Origin of the sequence: Megasphaera cerevisiae DSM 20462 (genome assembly GCF_001045675.1) — a bacterium.
GTDB classification, from domain to species: domain Bacteria; phylum Bacillota; class Negativicutes; order Veillonellales; family Megasphaeraceae; genus Megasphaera; species Megasphaera cerevisiae.
Map to the genome: position 1 here is coordinate 1 of NZ_LEKT01000026.1, position 18,505 is coordinate 18,505.

Here is an 18,505-nt window from a genome sequence, read left to right on the forward strand (position 1 = left end):
TCCATCATCTCTTTGATGGTACCGCCAAGCAGATCCTTCAGGGCATCTTGGATGTCATTTGGTTTCTCGATGGTATACTCTTGGAAGAGCTGCTGGATAATAGCCCGCTTCCCATCGGTCATTTCAACCTTGTGAATCTCTTTCCGCTGTTTTGCCATGATAAAAAGTCCTCCTATGATTAGATTGTACCATAGAAGACCTTATGACTTCGAGTGGAAGTTTGTTTACAGAGATTTTTTCATAGGCTCTTTCAATAAGTGGCTTTACTTGCTAAAGCGCTATAAGGCCATTACCCCTTAACTATTGCTTTTCCAGAGTAAGGAAGGAGTATGCATGCGATAGCGTGAATGCTCCTTCCTTACTCTGGAAATCATACTTTGAGGGGGCGTATTTTATCTTACTCTTGCAGGCCTTTTCTCTTTCTCATGGAGTCCCTACCTTCAATAATAATCTTGTAGGAGTTGTAGATAATTCGATCATGAAAAGGAACGGTCACTATAAGCTATTACTGCAGGAAAAGAGATGGTTTGAATCAGAAGAGAGCGAAACTATTTTACGTATGAAACTCTAAATGTGATTGGTAAAATGTATATTGAAATGAAATGCAGTTCAGTCTTCAAATTTTATATTCGGTATAATTTAGCCGGGGGTCCATAATGGACCCCCAAATGCATTTTGAAATATTTATTATAACTTTATCCGCTAAAATAAGCATAGTTTCTTAAAGTTATTAATATTTTTGACTTATTCGCTAACGCTAAAGTGACAAGCACTACTATTGCGAAGTATAGCAGATGTAGTTGTTCATCATATAGAGGTATATCACAATTATGGGAGCTTGCCATTTGAGGGAATGAGTAATTTTTATAAAATGTCGTTGTCTTGAGTGTTAATAGCACGCTTATCTTGCTGTATTATCATATCGGTCAGGTCATCAATGAGTATAAATCATGGGGAAATAAATTTATTGACAATTTATCACGGGACATAAAACTGGAATTTCCAACAGCGAAGGGCTATTCTGTTCGTAATTTAAAATATATGGCCAAGCTTGCAGCGGTATTTCCAGATAGTGTAATTGTGCAAGAGGTTCTTGCACAATTACCATGGTATCAAAATATTACTCTTTTGGATAAAATAAAAGATAGAGATATTCATATATGGTATGCGAGAAAAGCCATTGAAAATGCTTGGTCACGTAATGTTTTGGTACATCAAATCGAGAGCAAGCTTTATGAACGGCAGGTACTTGCTGATAAGGTTTCGAATTTTAATCATCGTTTACCGGCTCCCCAGAGTGAGTTAGCACAGCAGACAATGAAAGACCCTTATATCTTTGACTTTATAACCTTTAAGGAAGATATGATTGAAAGAGATATTGAGGAAGCGTTGGTCAGAAATGTTACTCGGCTGCTTTTAGAACTGGGAAAAGGTTTTGCATTTTTAGGAAACCAATATCATCTTAATGTTGGTGGAGACGACTTTTACATAGACTTGCTTTTTTACAATTTGAACCTTCGTTGTTATGTTGTCATTGAGTTGAAGACAGGCGCATTTAAACCGGAATATGCGGGTCAATTAAATTTTTATCTGTCAGCAGTTGATGGGATGCTAAAAAAAGAAATAGATAATCCTTCCATCGGTCTCTTGCTTTGTAAGAGCAAAAATGATTTGGTTGCTGAATATTCACTAAAGGATATGAGCAAACCGATTGGTGTGAGTGAATATAGAGTTACTAGTGATCTTCCAGAAGAATTAAAGGAGCAATTACCTTCTGTTGCGGATATTCAGAGCCGAATGAAATAATATCCTGCTTGACTGTATCTGAAAGACAGAGAAATTAAGGGGAATGTTATTTCATTTTTGTACATGTATATCATTAAGGTGATTTTTTGTCATTTTTTCAATAGTTAGATCGTATCACTGAGAGGGCGTAATTTGTTATGAGAAATGAACTTGGGGTCCATTATGGACTCCAAGTTCATTTTATGGTAAGAAGTGTTAATGTTTTGAAAAAGTGATAAAATGAGATATAGAAGATAATAGCGATGATATTCATAAATGAGGTAATATGCTTATCAAAAGTTTGTTGTGAAAGGAAGGTAGATTATGAATAATAGGCAGCAGGCAACTGAAAAAATAACAGATTTTCTAAAATCAGAAAATAAAATTCTGTTGTTAACAGGTACTTACCAATATGAAAAGCATAAATTGGTATTACAACAAATAGCGAGATCCGTATTATCGCCGTCCTCCATATTATTTAGAGCAAATGGTATGGACAATGTAAGTTCTTTTCTTGGAAAATCTACAACCAGATTCCAAACGGGAACGCCTTACAAATTGGGCAATCATAAATTATTTATAGATACAATTAATGTAGGTTCTTGGAAAAGAACGTATGACGAGTATGATTTTGCGATATTATACCCTATCGATTCGGTACTTAAAATGAAGAATAAGGAAGCTATTTTGGACGACCTTTGTATTCATCGGCACATTGGAAAAATATTCATTGTTTCATGGACAGATCATGAAAGCGATGATTACTCATGGCTAGATAAATATCAACTTGATGATCGTGTGATTTTTGATGCTGAAGAGGAAAATCCCAAATATCACGCGAGGGTTTTAGAACATTGGTAAGAGTTTTCAGTAACTGAGTATTGTGGATGTAGGAGGAATTTGATGTCTGAAGTAGGTAAAAGAGGTAGTTCGCGACGAAAAGGTGATGAATACCAGGACAATATTGCGTTGCGACTAGCTTTAAAAGCTTATATTGATCGTAAACCTTTTGATATGTTTCTTGAGTACGAAAAATCTGGAAATCTTGATGACATCGTTATGTTTCAAGGCTCCGATATCTCGGCTTATCAAGTCAAGTACGCAATAAATTCGCTCGAGAACTATGACACGGCTGATCTACTCGATCCTGAGAGCCCAGTTAGTTTCAAAAAATTTGCTGCAAGTTGGCAAATTATGAAGCAACGCTTTCCTGAGCGAAATCTTACCGTGTGCTTATGTTCAAACAGAGGTTTGAGTAGTGCTCTCCTTGATCTTGTGGATGTAGAAGGGAGATTTTCATGTGAGGTTATAGAGGAACGTCGACGTGGCGAGGCTAAAAAACTGCGATCGGAATTAGCCTCTATATCAGGTCTTGAGACAGACTCATTCACAGAGTTCTTGAGAAATTTCAAATTTGTACTACGACAGCCGACCCTGTCAGAGATAGAACAATATATTCGAACAGTTCTTCTCGACAAGGAACTGGGGCTTTCAGATGATAGCATTTTTTTAGATCTTAAAAATGCTATAAAGAACAATGCAATTTTTTCGCGGGAAGCAATTACCACCCAAACTATTGACAATCTCTTAGAGAGGCTTCAGAGCCAGTTGCTTACCCCTCAAGTATTCCCAGTTGACCAGAATCACTTCGTAGAACAAAAATCTCTTTCAGAACAACTTGATGAGGTATTACCGAATATTAACGGGGGATATCTGATTATTACAGGGTTTCCGGGTAGTGGGAAATCTACTTCACTGACTATGTACTTCGATGCGCTTAGTAGTTCTATTTATGAAGTGTTTAGATATTACTGTTTCGTTGGGGTTAATGATAATGCTCAAAGAATGCGTGTTCAGGCTGCGAGTCTCCGGGCAAACCTTCTTAGTGAGTTCCAAAGGAGATATCCATATGTCCTAAAAAGACGTTTTGATTATAGTGAACGTAACTTCCACGAATGTCTTGCCGCACTAGCCAAGTTTTTTGTAGATCATGGACGTCGATTCATTATTTTCCTTGATGGGCTGGATCATGCTGAACGGCTTGAGAGCGAAATCAGGGAAACGGTGATTTCAGCATTGCCCGCAGATGTTCCAGAGGGTGTGACCATAGTTGTTGGTACACAGGAGTTGCACAAGTGGCCACACTTTCTTAAACGAGCGAGAGAATGTCCGGATAGCCATATTAAGATGCCGCTATTTTCCGAAGCCGAGACAGGAGATTATTTGGAAAATAAACGAGGTATTTCAGGCCTGACATATGCAGACATTGTAGAGCTTCACAAAAAGAGTGAAGGTCTACCTCTATATTTGAGGTATGCGGCTGAAATTATTATTTCAAGTGAATCATTAATACACGCTATCGCTTCTTTAACTCCTGCCTCGGGTGGGGATATTCGTAATTATTACGGGTTACTATGGGAGGAATTTGAAAGAGTTGGTATGGCAGATACAAAACACCTGTGTGTAGTAATGGCTTGTATGCGTTTTAGTGTACATAGGGATGAATTTTATAAGATTGCGGCACTTAATAGGTCAGCTTTTGAAAATGCCTACAAATGTATTTGCCACCTTTTGCGCGATTCAGAAGATAGATTGACAGTGTTCCATAACAGCTTTCGTGAATTTGTGATTAATCAAGTACCTAACGATTGGGTTAAAGAGATAAAAATTAATATTTGTACATTTTTAAAAGATAATAAAGACTCTCCCCGTTGGTTTAACCATATTTTTAGATGCTGCTATGATGCTGAAGATTACCTTTATATCCTTAATGAAGTGAACGAAGGATTTGTGGATCGTGCATTACTACATTGTAGACCATCTTCGGAAATCCTAGATGCTATACACTGGGCCGTTGAGGCAGCATTCAATCAGAAAGATATTGTTCAACTAAGTCGACTTGGGGTATTGAAATATAGAACTGGTGAGCGGCTTGAATACAACCTTAATCGAGTCCGGTTAGCGGATGCTCTTCTTGCTTTGGGGAGGGAACAGGATGTAATCACCTTTGCTTATTCACCAGAAGCAAATCACTGGCTTGTAGAAAGCCATACTTCGCTTGCGGTTATGTATAGACTGGCCGAAGTAGGAAAATTCGAGCTTGGACGGCAACTTTTTGATGTTTTTATAAATGAATTTCGAGGTGTTGATTCCGATAACGCAGATGATGAAAGGTTGCAAGTTATTGGGTTAGCACGATGCCTAGGAATTTATGAGGACAAGCAGGCACGGCCACTACGATGGCTTGCGCAGTTCAATTTTTCTCCTGGGATTTTGGAGGAACAGGACATATATGTCTCAGCCTATATTCCACATTTAGATGCTTATATCGATACACTAGTTAAATTCGGTTTTACAGACAAGTGGAATCGGCTCAAGCGAGTGAAAAGAATATTCCCAAGCAGATTGGTGAAATATCTTTTAATTCGCGCTTTTGCCCGCCATAATCTAATTAATGAACTACGTACTGTTGTGTCCGAGTATTGGGAGCAGGAACAGCCTTCAAATAATGTTGAGCTTGCATTTTATGCGGCCAAGGTAGGTATGCCTGTTTCCGAAGTTACTGCTATTGCAGGTCATATTGAAGCACCGAGAATTTCGGCGCCAGACTATATTCCCCGAAGCGATCCGATGCTGAGACGCTGTGTATATGCTTTCACTATTGTTGCCTACGAGGGCAATGAGGAAGCCTATAAAAATCTGATCGCTTCTGTTGGTATAGATCGAACACTTTGGAACTCGGCTCTTAGACATTTACTCATGGCATGTCACTGTATTGGAAAGTCGTTTAGAGGCACTGATCATAACTGGTATGAAGAAGCACAACAGAGTATAAACATCCTTGTTCAAGCCGAACAAGGAGATGGAGAAAGAATTGCTGAGTCGATTGATCTAATTAGAGACGTTATGCAACTATCTATTAGTCTTTTAACTGAGCAGGTACAGAAATGCTTTCCAGAACATCTAGACGAATGGGTCAAAAGATTAGGCAACTTACGTGACTCTTTACTTTGGACCACACATTACGGAATAGGGGAATCCCGCCAAGATTATGATTTTGAACTTCGGATTTGGGAAATTCTTGCAAGAATTCCGCAGGTATCAACCAGACTTGCTCCAATTTTGAAAAGCTGTGCTGAAACCTATGAAAAATCGACCTTACTGAAAGGGGGGACACGCTCGGATCATTTCATTTGGCTTGCAACTATTATGGCTAAGTGCGGGATGCGTGATGATGCTGACACGTGGCTACATTATGGCATACGCTCGTCACTAATATACGGCTATCATAAGGATGTCACTCTTTCATACTTAATCGATGTTCTTGATCTTATCAACCAGCGTCAACCTGCACATGCACTTGAGCGGTGTGCTCGTGTGTTATTAATGGTGGATTGGATGCCGCATCTTACCGATGGCAGGGAGACTAAATGGTTTCTACAGATGGCCTTCGAGTCTGTTCTAAAGGTCAATAGGCAGGCTGCATTGGATCTACTCATAGTTTTTTCTAAGAACAAAGCAAGATGGAAAATGCAGAATTGCCTTGCGGCTTATCTTCTCGGGGCGACGGGTGGCGACCTTGAATATCTATGGTTTCTCACCGAGATATTTACCAATCATGATAGTGAAGATGGCGCACACTGTAAGCAAATTATGGGAACCAAACAACATATCGTCAATTTGGCACATGAATTTTGCTCCGCAGAAGTGTACCGAGAGTTCGAATACCGTTTTAATTGCTTTATACTAACAGAAATTACGCCTAGGCACTGGCCAAATGAACTCAAGGAAGAAAAAGGCATCTCAATTAATGCTAATATTAAAAATGGTGATAAACCTGAAGTATTAGCAAAACAGCCATCCGAGTTCAATCTAGATGGTGAAAGAATAACCATTGAAGGCATAGCTGAGAAATGCCAAGTAGCATTTGGTGATTTTTTAGATACGATTAATAAGTTGAAAAATCAGAATGAGCATTTCTACGAACGTGATCTGGTAAATAACATTTTAAGACATCACATAATGGCTTCCCAGTCATTGAACGATCTCATCCAAATCAAGGAATATGCTGAATCTGAAGGTCGTTGGCAGGATGCAACTATAAATGAACAATTAGCTGAACGCTTCATGGAATTTGGAGACCATAGTAATGCCATAGTATGCTTTGGAATGGCTTATGCCTGTTATGGAGGCTGGTCTCGGTGGCGCGATAATACAAAATACTTATCGGCCGTAGCGGTAAGAGACAAGCAAATGGCAAAGAAGTTTGTCCTAAAAGAATGCTATGAAACGGCCAATGGGGCCGGCTGTGGTGATAATACACCACCCATTGCGGCTTCGGGGTTGGATGTGTTAGATGAACCTCAAATGCTTAATGAGGTATTCGATGAATTCCTCAAGCATTGTGAAAGTATGTTTGATCAATTACCTAAAAAAGAAGACTATGATTGGCTGAAAGCTTATATAGAAACGGAAGTCGATACTAATCAGATCATTCTTAATTTTGTCGTGGATGAGTTGGAGACCTCTGAGATTGATTATGGTGAAAGGCTAATTAGAGCAATGGTAAGGTTGGCAATTGCTAGGCCTGATGAAGTAATACCTGAGTTTATTACCAGGCTGGTATCCGCTTCAGGAAGGCTGCTGCATCGTCTAATGACAGTATTTTACTGTCTTGCTATTGTATCTCCCAAACAACTGGCACCACAACAGCTGGTATTTGTCCAATTTCTTGAGAGGGAGAACTTTTTCTGCCGCCAAACCGTTTTGCGAATTCTGCACTGTGTAGGGAAAGTTTCTCCTCTTGAGGCTTCCGTTGTCAATTCAGTCCAGCGTCTTGAGCAGAATTACTCTGCTGATATGTGTTCATTGTTTTCCCTTCCAGCTTGCCCTACCCCGATATTCAGACAATTTTTAAAACGGAATACTCTATTCGATTTCTCTAAGAAATTAGAGGCGTTAGAAAAAATTCTTGGAATATTTCCAGGGAATCTTGTAGCTGCGATTGAAGAACGACTAACTGCTCAGGGGTGGTCTATAGATGATGAACGAGTTCGAGTTAAAGATGATTGGTATGGTCATGTCCATCCGCAGGGATGGCCTGTTGTCTGGGTTACAACTGAATTTCAGGAACTTGCTACAGAAGCTCTTTGGAGTATACTTGATGAATTTGCTATAAAGCAGAAGTTGAGTAAAGAACAGATTAATTGGCTTTGGTGGACAATTCAACCTACTGATCCGGAATACATATTTCATGGTGTATTACCGCGTCCACTAGACATTAAGCCGATAAATGTTCATGACAAAGAAAGGTGGTTCAACGAACTTGGGACTGACAAAGATTTGGAAATTAGAAATACAAGAAACCAAGGTGGAAGTGACGAGTGGATAACTGTATTTGAGAGGCGGATAATGGCCCAGGACGAAGTATATAATGTACCCTATAAACAGGAAATCTCTTTGAAAGGATTTTTAGTGCCACAGCAGGTATATGGTGGTTATCATCGGTTGAATGAACTTGAATTATGGACCGAGCGAATTCTGCCTGACTCAATGGCTGTTACCATTAAGCAGGCACAGACGGAACTAACTGGTAGAGGGCGAAGCGTGTTAAACAATCTTGACGAGCCTATTCCGCTTATCGCTGAGCACGAAAATCCTTTGGCTTTTTTGGGATACTGGAGTGTATGCACTTTGGCATCTTTCATCATAAAGGATTTCAATCTGACGTTTGAAGGGTTAAACCTTATCAGAAATGGTGAAGTTGTTGCCAGATATGAAGTTTGGCAAGAAGGCTACCAGGATGAGTGCTATACACGAGATAAATTGTCATTTGGCCTTAGATTGCAAGTACGTCAAGACCTCCTAATTGAGATCTGTCGTCGTTATCACAAATTATTGTGTATTAGTATTAATGAAAAGCGAGAGTATTTCAAGTCTATTCACCGTAGAGAGCCTGATGAAAGACGTTATTCAAGGCGCTACGTACTGTATCATTTGAACTAGGTGTCACTGAAGATCATAAAGTCCATCCTTGATAGATCTTATCTTCAGCATTTTTTGCCTTGTCTTTGACTTCAGATTCGTCGTTCCAAAGTGCGTCCAAATGGATGTCCTTTTCTTTTGAAATAAGCTTTTTAGCAAGGGTGGAAATATGAGATGAAATTATTTTCTTTTGGTGACTGTGGGCAACCTGCAAAATAGGATGAGAATGTCTTGCTAAATTCTTCTGTGAAGCTGCATTTTTTTGCCTTGATTCATGGGGAGTATAGAGTCGTACAATTTCAGGTGTAGAATCATTTTTGATCGGAATAGAAGTCTTTTGGATTTTCCACTTATTGTTGTTCGTCATCACATGAAGTTCATATTTTGGAACAGTGCCACGGCTTATATTGTCGCCAAGTTTTACGGCAGTCACTGTATAGCTATTGTCTATACTTTTATCTGAATTTACCGGAGGCGGAAGCTGCTCTAGAAGGGCGTAGGAATCACCCTTATAAACCAAGATTTTGAGTTTAGAAATAGGCTGGATACCGTCAATTTTACATTTGCGATTTAATATTGCCGGAAGCTTATCGGTGAAAAGTATCGTATCCATGTTTTCCGTGCTAAGTTTTTGTGCAGTTTCAATGTATTTATCAGCCTGTTTTTTGATTGAAAGATATTCGGCGTAGAGGCGTTTACTTTGAAGCTGCTTTTCCGTGTTTTCATGCTGTAACGTTTTAAAAATATCATCAATCTTTTCTTTGGCATCGTCATCAATAGCGCGGCGATAATTATTAAGCTGTTTACCAAGAACATTTCTTTCTTCGGTAAGCAGCTTGATTTTTTTGCTGCATTCGGCCAGTTCATGCGTTTTAGCAGGAATACCATAGAGCGATGTAGCCAGTTCTTTTATACGATTTAATTTCTTGGCAGTTTTTGCATAGGCTTTGCGGGTTTTATCATACTGGTGATTGAAGGCCTTATCCTGTGCAGCAAGTCGTAATTGTTGATCGTTAAGAATCTGTGGTTTCAAGGCTTTATAGGCAGCTAATTTATCATCAGCTAGCGTTCGGTAAGTAGAGGCTGTTTCTTCAAGATAAGAATATACATCGCCAATACTTATAATGAGCGGTTCTTCCATGATTTCTACTGCTTCAATTTTTGCTCTTTCTGCATCTTGTTCTTTTTGCAGCCGCAGGCGTTCCTGTTGTATTTGCCGGGCGACTTGGCGGAGTAAAACATCATTAGCAAAAACTAAGATATTTTGTTCTTTAGAAGAAAGAGAAGAAATGTCTGTTTCTTCAGCATTTTCTGGGCAATCTGATTCGTGATCTGTTTGCGCAAATTGGTCTATAATTCTTTGCATAACTACCGGATTTCGATAAGCGCTGCCAAGGTGTGGGGCAGGGGTTCGATTGAGCAGTTCAGCCTCCTCATTTTTTCCGGATAAAACCAGTTCTTCACGTTGGACATTTAAGGTCTTTTCACTGATAAAAGTGGAAAGGCCTTTCTCTTGAAATTTTTCATTAACCATTTCAGCCCAGCGTTTCCGTAAATGAAGAGTCATTTCTTTGGTAATGAATTCTCTGGATGAGCGATAGCCTTGCGTTGCTTCACCGGCGCGATTAACAGCGTAGTGGTTGAAAAATTTATCAGAAGAAAGTGGCCGGTCGCGTTCGATAATTTTTTCATTGAACATCAGATGACAGTGAATGTTTCGATGGCCTTTATCAAACGTAGCAGCTTTATCATGAATGGCGTAGGAATAGGCATGGTGATCCTTGATGCCGGTTTCTTTTAAAAGTTGCTCAACAAGCTCCATATTTTCGGCAAGGGTAAATTCTTCCTGCAGGGCAAAACGAAATTCCCGATAAGCGCGGCCATCTGGTTTATCACGGTGGGCGTCTGTTTCTTCCCAAAACATTCCCGGATGATCAGCCCAGCTTGGCATATTTCCGTAAGACGTGAAGGCTAGATCTTCTTCGCGATTTTCCATATGAGCGTATTCGCCTTCGCGGAAAATATAGTCGTAATGTGTTTTTGTGTTTAGCTTGGTGCCGTTCTTTCGTGTGCCGTGCGGTGTATTTTCAAAATAGTAATGGGCCATATTGTTCACCGTTGGCAGTCCCGGATCTTTCGGGGCTGCTTTTTCTTTTTAAAATTTGTAAAAATTTTTCGGTTCGTTGTTCCGAAGGAAAACGAAGCACGGCAAAGCCGTCTGCCGGAGGCAGCAATCCGGTCCAGCTGGAGGGTGGCGCAACAAAGCTCGCTAGAGTTTTGTGTAAATGCGCATTATGGGTTTTGCCTTTCGCCGTCGATTCATTTTACTGCTTATATTATATGATTTTTATACTGGATTGTAAAATAAAAATTATTGGTATCTGGGTAAAATAGTTCGATTAAATGCTTTATTTTAGCTTTATTTGTACAAATAATATTATTTACTTTTTATTAAAATAGTGATAATATTTCACCGTAAAGGAGGTGGAATATATGGAATCTCAAACGAAATTTTTCCCAAAAGGAGAACCGACAGAGGTATTTGACCGAAAGGCTGCAGGCACGTTCCAAAGTGATTTATATAATTTGGCATTGGATAAAGATGTGGCGAAAAAAAGGAACTTGCTGTATCTCGTGCTTTTGATCATCTGTGTGCTTTCCATTATTTTCATTGCAACAACAGCAAATTATAAGACGTATGTCGTTCGCGTGGACAATGCCACGGGGCAGGTAGAAACTGGCGGGCAATTAAAGGCAACGAACTATAAACCACAGGAGGCCGAAATCAAAACCTTTTTAGCTCAATTCATTGCTGACACAAGAACGATTCCGCTTGATCCGGTCCAATATAAAAACAATTGGAATCGCTCCCGGCATTTTATGACGCAGGAAGCGGCACAGAAAATAAATGCAATCGTATCAAAAGATAATCCGGTGGGGCTCCTTGGCCGCATGACGGTGCAGCCGCAGATCCGTTCTATTCAATTGCAGCCGGGATCAAATTCAACCTATCAGGTTCGCTGGATTGAAGAGGAATATGCCATCAGTGGTAATACAACAGGGAGAAAAGTCAGCTATGTTGCGCTCTTTTCGGTTGCTATTGAACCGCAGAGCAAAGAAGAAGAATTACTCATTAATCCATTGGGCCTAAAAATTAAAGATTTAGCCATCAGTAAAGAAAATGAAAGTAAGGAGTGATCGCTTTGAACCATCGTAAAATTTTTATCGCGGTAGCTGTAGCGGTTTCGATGTATTCATCCAGCCTGATTGCTCTTGCTGAACAGAAAGCCTTTTATACAACAGAAGATGCTTATGTTTCTGCATCTAAACTGATGTATGACTATAACGAAGGCAGTGTGTATCAAGTGTATGTACAGCTTGGGCACGTGTCGGATATTTCTTTGCATCCGAATGAAAAGTTAGTGGGAGTCTTGGCCGGGGATACAGAGCGCTGGAACATTGAGACGGCCAATGTAGATAATACCGTTCATGTTTATGTAAAGCCAAAGTTTGCGGATATCAGCACAAATTTTATCATCAATACGGATAAGCGTTCTTATCGTTTGGCGGTATCATCGACGGATACATATAATCCTGTCATTTCATGGGACTATCAGGAAGAAATGTATCGGAAATTGGCAAGTACGGAAGTTTATCAAAATCGGGAAGAGAAAGAATTTCTAGATGTTTTTACAGAGAAAGTGAATGGTCGTTATGTAGCCAAAACGATGAACTATTCCTATGAAACCAAGGGTAGCAAAAAAGCAGATGCGGCTTTATTTCCTCTGAAGGTTTTTGACGATGGGACACGGACCTACATTCAGATGCCAAAGTCTAATAAATATGATTTGCCGGTTCTTTACAATGTGGAAAGGACAGATAAAGAAAAATTGACGCTCGTCAATTACCGGATTCATGGGGCCTATTTCATTGCGGATCGTGTGTTTACGCATGCTAGACTCTATTATTCTGCCAATGTCTATGTAGATATTTATCCGAAAAAAGAAGAAGCTGGTCTACTAAAACTTTTAGCGGGTGGTGATGCACAGTGATATTTGACAAGGTAAAAGGCCTGTTTCATAAAAAGCGGGATGAGGATTTTGAAGAAGAGGAAAATGAAAAAATTGAAACACTTGATGAAAAAGAAGAAAAAGAGATAGGGGAGAGTGGTGAAATAGATTTTTCGGATGACGATAATCCGGAAAGTCGGGCGAAAACCTTAAAGAAAAAGGCCATTATGGTCACTGGTGGAGCCGTCCTTCTTTGTGCGATCACGGCAGCTGCTAGTAATACGTTTTTTGGAACAAAGGAAAAGGCAGATAAGCCGCTTTCTAGACAGAGCGTTGCAACTGCCGCAACACCAGCAGAACAGTTGCCGGATAAGTATTCGGAGATTGGCAAGTATCAGAAAAATAAAGGGAATGATCTAAACAGCAATGGGGGGCAAGGTGGGCAGGTGACAAACTCACCAAACAGAGCGCAGAATTCATACCAGGCAGCTAGTACAACAACCAGTCGCCCCGCTTCTGCTACCTATGTTCCAGCAACGCCTGTAGCAGCATCTTCGAATAGTAGTTATCGGGACAATGCAGCAGCGGAAGAGGAAAAAGCAGCAAAGGTACAACAGGCTATTAATAGCAGTGCATTGGCTTTCAAAATTGCAGCTGCTGTTTCGCAAGGACAGACACCAGAATTTACACCAATTTCTACGGCAGTGACAGGCACATCAAAAATGCCAGTGTCGCAGGTAGCTTACTCCTTTTCCGATGATGAACCGCAGGATATGGGAAGTTATGTTTTAAATGCTGGAGCAGTGATTCAGGCAACGCTTCTCACGGGTGTAACAAGTGACGTTCCGAATGGTGATGTTGTAGCGCAGGTTCGGCAAAATATTTACGACAGCCTTACCGGAACACATTTACTGATTCCACAGGGCAGTCGGATTATTGGAACAACGGGTGCTGCTGGCGGCCTAGGAAATCAGAGAATTAGTGTAGTTTTTAAACGTATTATTTTGCCAAATGGTGCATCACTGACGCTTCCCAATCAACAGGCAATTGACGGTACCGGTTATCCGGGATTGATGGATAAATACAATGAGCATCGCGGTAAGTTGTATCAAACTGCCTTTTTCAGTACACTCCTTAGCGCAGCAGCGCAAAGCTTAACAGGAAATACCTCTGGTAGTGATAGCCGAAGTCCTGGTCAGGAAGCTGTTTCTGGAGCCGTTGCATCCATTCTTCAAACAGGGCAGAAGCTCATGGATAAGGATGCCAATGTGAATCCAACGATTGAGATTGAACCGGGCTTCCAGTTCAGTATTTTTGTCAATCAGGATTTAGCCATAGGCGCATATCGTGATTAGGTTATTTTTCTTTTTGATGCCAGCCTTTGTTGGTTTATGGACGGCAACACAAAAGCTGGCCGCTTTGGTACAATACGATCCTTTACTCGGAGCACCGTTTCAAATGAATGGGCAGCTTTATTATTATCCATGGAAATATTTCAGCTGGTTTCAACATTTCCATTCCTATATGCCAGATTTATTCAAGCAGACGTACATCTATATTTATGGGGGCTTTCTTGTCGGGTTGTTACTCTTATTCCTTTTGCAGCCACCGCGCCGCTTAGATTCTCATGGCAGTGCGCATTGGGGCGAGTACAAGGATATTTTAGGCATGGATTTGATTTCAGCTAGTGGCGTAGTTGTAGGGCTCTATGATAATGCACTTACGCGAAAGTTTACTTCCCTTCTTCGCTCGGTCGAAAAGATCAAACAGGAAAAGGTCTCTTTTGCAGAGATGGATTTTGATAAGCGTCTGGACAAGAAAATGGATCGCATAAGCAATCAGCTGGTCCTAGTGCAGAATCAGTTAGAAGAAATTCCAGAAGACGAACTTGCATCACGGCGAAATTTAGAAAAACGACTGCAGGTCTTGCAAAACAAGATCGAGCATTCGCCGAAATATGAGCCGCAAAAATATGATTTTTATACGGTATATCCTTGGGTTTGTCTATATAAAAAGTTGCTGCAGCTTTATATTTCCTGCCCGCATTTTTATCTGCGGGATAATTCGAATAAGCACTTGGCGGTCATTGCGCCGACACGTTCTGGTAAGGGCGTAGGGCTTATTATTCCAACACTTCTTGGTGGTTGGAGGTCAAGCGTCATCGTCAATGATATTAAAAGTGAAAACTGGGGCGTTACGGCAGGGTATAGAAAGCGAATGGGGCATATGGTTATCAAGTTTGAACCGACAGCACTTGACGGTAGTTCGGCCCGCTGGAATCCATTAGAGGAAATTCCGATTGGAACGGCAGCTGAAGTTCCGGCAGCACAGAACTTGGCGTATATTTTGGCAAATTATGAAGGGAAAGCAAGCCTTGATCACTGGGGAGCCAATGCGGCAACGGTCATTACGGTTGTAATTTTGCACTTGATGTATGCGCATTATAGTGATCCGGAGCATTATCCGCATGTGCCGAACCTTTATACGGTGGCCGCTTTTATGAAGGCAAATATCGTTCCGGAATTTGATAAAGATGGCAATCCAGTCATGGAAGATCTGGATGGGCAACTGGTGCAAAAGGTAAATGCAAAAGGATTTTTGGATACGCTGAAAGCGCTGCAGACCTTTGAGCATGTGCCAGATGAAGGCATTGAGCTGGTGGAATGGGATAAATTTAGTGAATCGTATTTGAAACGGCATTTTACGCCAGAAGATATGAAAGATATTTATCCGGATGCAATGTCACTTGACTACATGCCAAACGTGCATCCCATCATTTATCAAAACTTTGTTGAGATCCTATCAAAACCGGACAACGAGTGTGGTAGCATTGTTTCCACGGCCAATACAGCACTGAAGGAATATCTTGATCCGACACTTGCGAAAAACACATCCGTCAGTGATTTTTGCATTGATGACCTTATGAATTACAAAAAGCCGGTATCCCTTTACTTGGTAACGCCGCCTTCTGACCTTTTGCGGTTGGCACCAATATTCCGCCTGTTCTTTGAAATGATGGTAAAGCATCATGCGAAACGGATTGGTACCTATGAGAATGGACAGGCAAAAACCTTATACAAGCATAAATGCCTCTTTTTGATGGATGAATTCTCCTCGCTAGGAAATCTGCAGTCTTTTGCGGCTACGCTTTCGTATATCGCAGGGTATGGCATGAAAGCATTTTTGATCAATCAGGGATTACCACAAATTAATGGCATTTACGGCAAGGATAATCAGATCCTGATGAACTGCCATTTACAGATATTTTATGCACCGAATGACAACGATACTGGAAAATACACGGAGTCACTTCTTGGCAACAAGACGATTACCGTGGAAAGCGTTTCAAGCAGCGGCTGGTTATCCAATAAGAATTATTCGAAGTCGGAAACTGCTAGAGCTTTGATGACGGCAGATGAAATCAAACGAATGGGAGATCGGGAAATCATTGTGGCAAGTGGAAGTCCACCGGTGCTGACGGACAAGGTCAAGTATTATGAAAACGGATTTTTCCTGAAAAAACTAATGGATGCTCCTGCAGCCAGCGACCTTATCCGGAATAATCCGTATCCAGAGCGAGATCGTTTATTAGCAACTGTAGCGGAAGAAAAACGACAAAAGGAAAAAGCCAAGGAGTTTTCTTATGAATATCAAGAGCCATAAGCAGGGAAGAGAGGATGTGAAGCATGGCAGGAACAAAAACCCTTCATCGGTTAGAGAAAAAATTTAGTTTTTTGCAGCAAAAGCAAGAAGAGACGATGGCAAAAATTCGGCAGGAGATGAAACGAACCAAAAAAGAAATTGAGGTTCAGCGGCTGGATTTTATTGCGCAAACCATCAAAAAAACAGGCTTTCCTATGGATAAAACAGTGCTTTTAGTTGGTGCTGTTTTGGATGCTAAGGAAAAAATCGAAGGTATGGAAAGCACAGTGGCTATTAATCGCTATATTGCACTTTATAACGATTTTGCGGCAAAGCACGGCATTCAGGATTTTGAGGAACCCACAGAAGAAGAGGTGGGTATGGGAAATCCAATTGAGCAGAATGAATTGAGTTCGGAAGTGAGCAGTTATGGCAGAGAATAAAAATCTAGATGTAATGCTCGGTGCTGCTGTTGTGGATCTGATGAAGCGGCCTGACATTACGGAAATTTATAACAATGACGATGGTCTTATCCGTTATCAGTCAAATGAGGAAGGGAAGGTAAAGTCTAATATCTTTTTGGAACCTGAAAAAATTCAGGCCATTATTGAACTGGTTGCCGGGCAGGTCGGAAAAATCGTCAATGAAGACATTCCTTCGATTTCCGCAGAAATTGCAGGCTATGGGGCACGATTCCAAGGAGAAATCCCGCCAATTGTGCGCAATCCGCAGATGAACATCCGGAAAAAAGCCCTGAAAATCTTTTATCTGGAGGACTACGTTCTAAATAATGTGCTGTGCCAGAGTTATAAAAACTATATTGAAAAAGCCATTGCCGCAAGAAAGAATATTTTGATTGTTGGTGGTACCGGCACTGGCAAAACAACTTTTCTCAATGCCATCTTAGCAGCCATTGCTCAAATATCCCCGTATCATCGGATTATTAGTCTAGAAGATTTGCCAGAACTGCAATGCCCAGCAGATGACTATAGCCCCATGTTTACCAAACAAGATACAGGGCAAGGCGGGATCAAATATAATATGACGCGACTATTAGCCGATTGCATGCGCCGGTCCCCAGATCGGATTGTTGTCGGAGAGGTTCGCGATGGTGCTGCTTATACTATGCTCAAAGCTTGGAATACGGGGCATGAAGGCGGTGTTTGTACCGTTCATGCCAATGGTGCTGAAGAAGGTCTGACTCGTATTAAGTCACTGGCACAGGAAGATCCGGATGCGTCGGGGGACATAAAGGAGCTCATTGGCGAAGCGATTGATGTAGTAATTTTCATTTCACATGTGGAACTTGGTGATGGCAAGAAAAGCCGGGTAGTCAATGACATCATTGAAGTTAAGTCCTATGACAGTTTGAAGGACCAATATATTTTGCATCATGTAGAGAAGAATTGAGGAGGCGATTTCCTATGAATCTAAAGAAAAATCGTTTGTTTGAAAAAATCAGGAACAAAACATTGGAAAAGTCTATAGCTGCTATGTTAGTTTTGAGCAGCCTATCTACTAAGGCTTTTGCCAGTACAGTCAGTGGTGATCGTGTCGAAGGCATTACTTGGCCTTGGATGAAATTTTTTAACTCGCTAGCGGATCAATTGACAGGGCCTTTGCCGATGACTTTGGGAGCCATGGGAATTGCCGGGGCTGCTATCGCGCTCTTTTCCGGTCATGCCGGAGGCGGCACACAAAAGTTTATTGTGCTCATTTTGGCTGTTTCCATTTGCCTGTTTGCACCAAACTTTATGACTTATCTGCAGACTTCGGCAGGAGGGCTTACTATCGCAGGAGTTACGCCATGAGTCAAAAAGAAGAATTGCCGGAAGGGTATGAAATTCCCATTCATCGCTCTTTGGTAAAACCGTTGTATTGGATGGGAGTGCCACGAAATTTATTTATTGCAGAAATCTTGTTTGCGGTATTAGGCGGGATCTTCATGAAAACATGGACCGTACTTTTTGTGGCAGTGGCAGCTCATTATTTATTCCGTCATCTTGGACAGCAGGACCCGCAATTCCATCAAGTGTTTTGGCAAGGAAAAAGTCATAAATCTTATTATTATCGCTAAAGGAGGT

12 protein-coding genes are annotated in these 18,505 nt (G+C 40.9%); 11 read left to right on the top strand and 1 reads right to left on the bottom strand.

The window, feature by feature from the left end; all coding sequences use genetic code 11:
* The first annotated feature begins 882 nt into the window (after positions 1–882).
* The 3 genes from AB840_RS08695 to AB840_RS08705 all read left to right on the top strand — a co-directional run bounded on the left by AB840_RS08695 (position 883) and on the right by AB840_RS08705 (position 8,790).
* Positions 883–1,806, top strand: a complete 924-nt coding sequence (locus AB840_RS08695; protein ID WP_078791760.1) for a PDDEXK nuclease domain-containing protein — start codon at positions 883–885, stop codon at positions 1,804–1,806.
* A 303-nt stretch (positions 1,807–2,109) separates the two neighbouring features.
* A complete protein-coding gene (locus AB840_RS08700) occupies positions 2,110–2,646 on the top strand; it encodes a hypothetical protein (protein ID WP_048514450.1) in 537 nt (178 codons plus the stop codon).
* A gap of 42 nt (positions 2,647–2,688) precedes the next feature.
* The gene (locus AB840_RS08705; protein ID WP_048514451.1) at positions 2,689–8,790 is read left to right on the top strand and encodes an AAA family ATPase; all 6,102 of its coding nucleotides are present in this window, start codon (positions 2,689–2,691) and stop codon (positions 8,788–8,790) included.
* Between the two features lie 13 nt (positions 8,791–8,803).
* On the opposite strand, the gene AB840_RS08710 is transcribed toward AB840_RS08705, so the two are convergent.
* Entirely contained in the window at positions 8,804–10,876 is a 2,073-nt protein-coding gene (locus tag AB840_RS08710; RefSeq protein WP_082146007.1) for a MobA/MobL family protein, read from the bottom strand.
* Between the two features lie 386 nt (positions 10,877–11,262).
* On the opposite strand from AB840_RS08710, the gene AB840_RS08720 reads away from it, so the two are divergent.
* The 8 genes from AB840_RS08720 to AB840_RS08755 are packed head-to-tail and all read left to right on the top strand — an operon-like array spanning position 11,263 to position 18,498.
* Positions 11,263–11,967 (top strand): VirB8 family type IV secretion system protein, encoded by a 705-nt coding sequence (locus tag AB840_RS08720; protein WP_048514454.1) that lies wholly within the window; start codon positions 11,263–11,265, stop codon positions 11,965–11,967.
* Between the two features lie 5 nt (positions 11,968–11,972).
* Entirely contained in the window at positions 11,973–12,821 is an 849-nt protein-coding gene (locus AB840_RS08725; RefSeq protein ID WP_048514455.1) for a TrbG/VirB9 family P-type conjugative transfer protein, read from the top strand.
* Positions 12,818–14,134: a TraB/TrbI/VirB10 family type IV secretion system protein gene (locus AB840_RS08730; RefSeq protein ID WP_048514456.1), complete on the top strand. Its 1,317-nt coding sequence runs from the start codon at positions 12,818–12,820 to the stop codon at positions 14,132–14,134. Before AB840_RS08725 ends, AB840_RS08730 begins: the two co-directional genes overlap by 4 nt.
* Positions 14,127–16,442: a type IV secretory system conjugative DNA transfer family protein gene (locus AB840_RS08735; RefSeq protein WP_072061805.1), complete on the top strand. Its 2,316-nt coding sequence runs from the start codon at positions 14,127–14,129 to the stop codon at positions 16,440–16,442. The genes AB840_RS08730 and AB840_RS08735 overlap by 8 nt, the downstream gene beginning before the upstream one ends.
* Positions 16,443–16,465: 23 nt before the next feature.
* Positions 16,466–16,864 (top strand): hypothetical protein, encoded by a 399-nt coding sequence (locus AB840_RS08740; RefSeq protein WP_048514458.1) that lies wholly within the window; start codon positions 16,466–16,468, stop codon positions 16,862–16,864.
* Positions 16,851–17,831, top strand: coding sequence for an ATPase, T2SS/T4P/T4SS family (locus AB840_RS08745; protein ID WP_048514459.1), 981 nt, complete (start codon positions 16,851–16,853; stop codon positions 17,829–17,831). Before AB840_RS08740 ends, AB840_RS08745 begins: the two co-directional genes overlap by 14 nt.
* A gap of 14 nt (positions 17,832–17,845) precedes the next feature.
* On the top strand, positions 17,846–18,232 hold the full coding sequence (locus AB840_RS08750) for a TrbC/VirB2 family protein (protein WP_072061806.1): 387 nt from the start codon (positions 17,846–17,848) through the stop codon (positions 18,230–18,232).
* Positions 18,229–18,498, top strand: coding sequence for a VirB3 family type IV secretion system protein (locus AB840_RS08755; RefSeq protein WP_048514460.1), 270 nt, complete (start codon positions 18,229–18,231; stop codon positions 18,496–18,498). Before AB840_RS08750 ends, AB840_RS08755 begins: the two co-directional genes overlap by 4 nt.
* Positions 18,499–18,505: the final 7 nt, after the last annotated feature.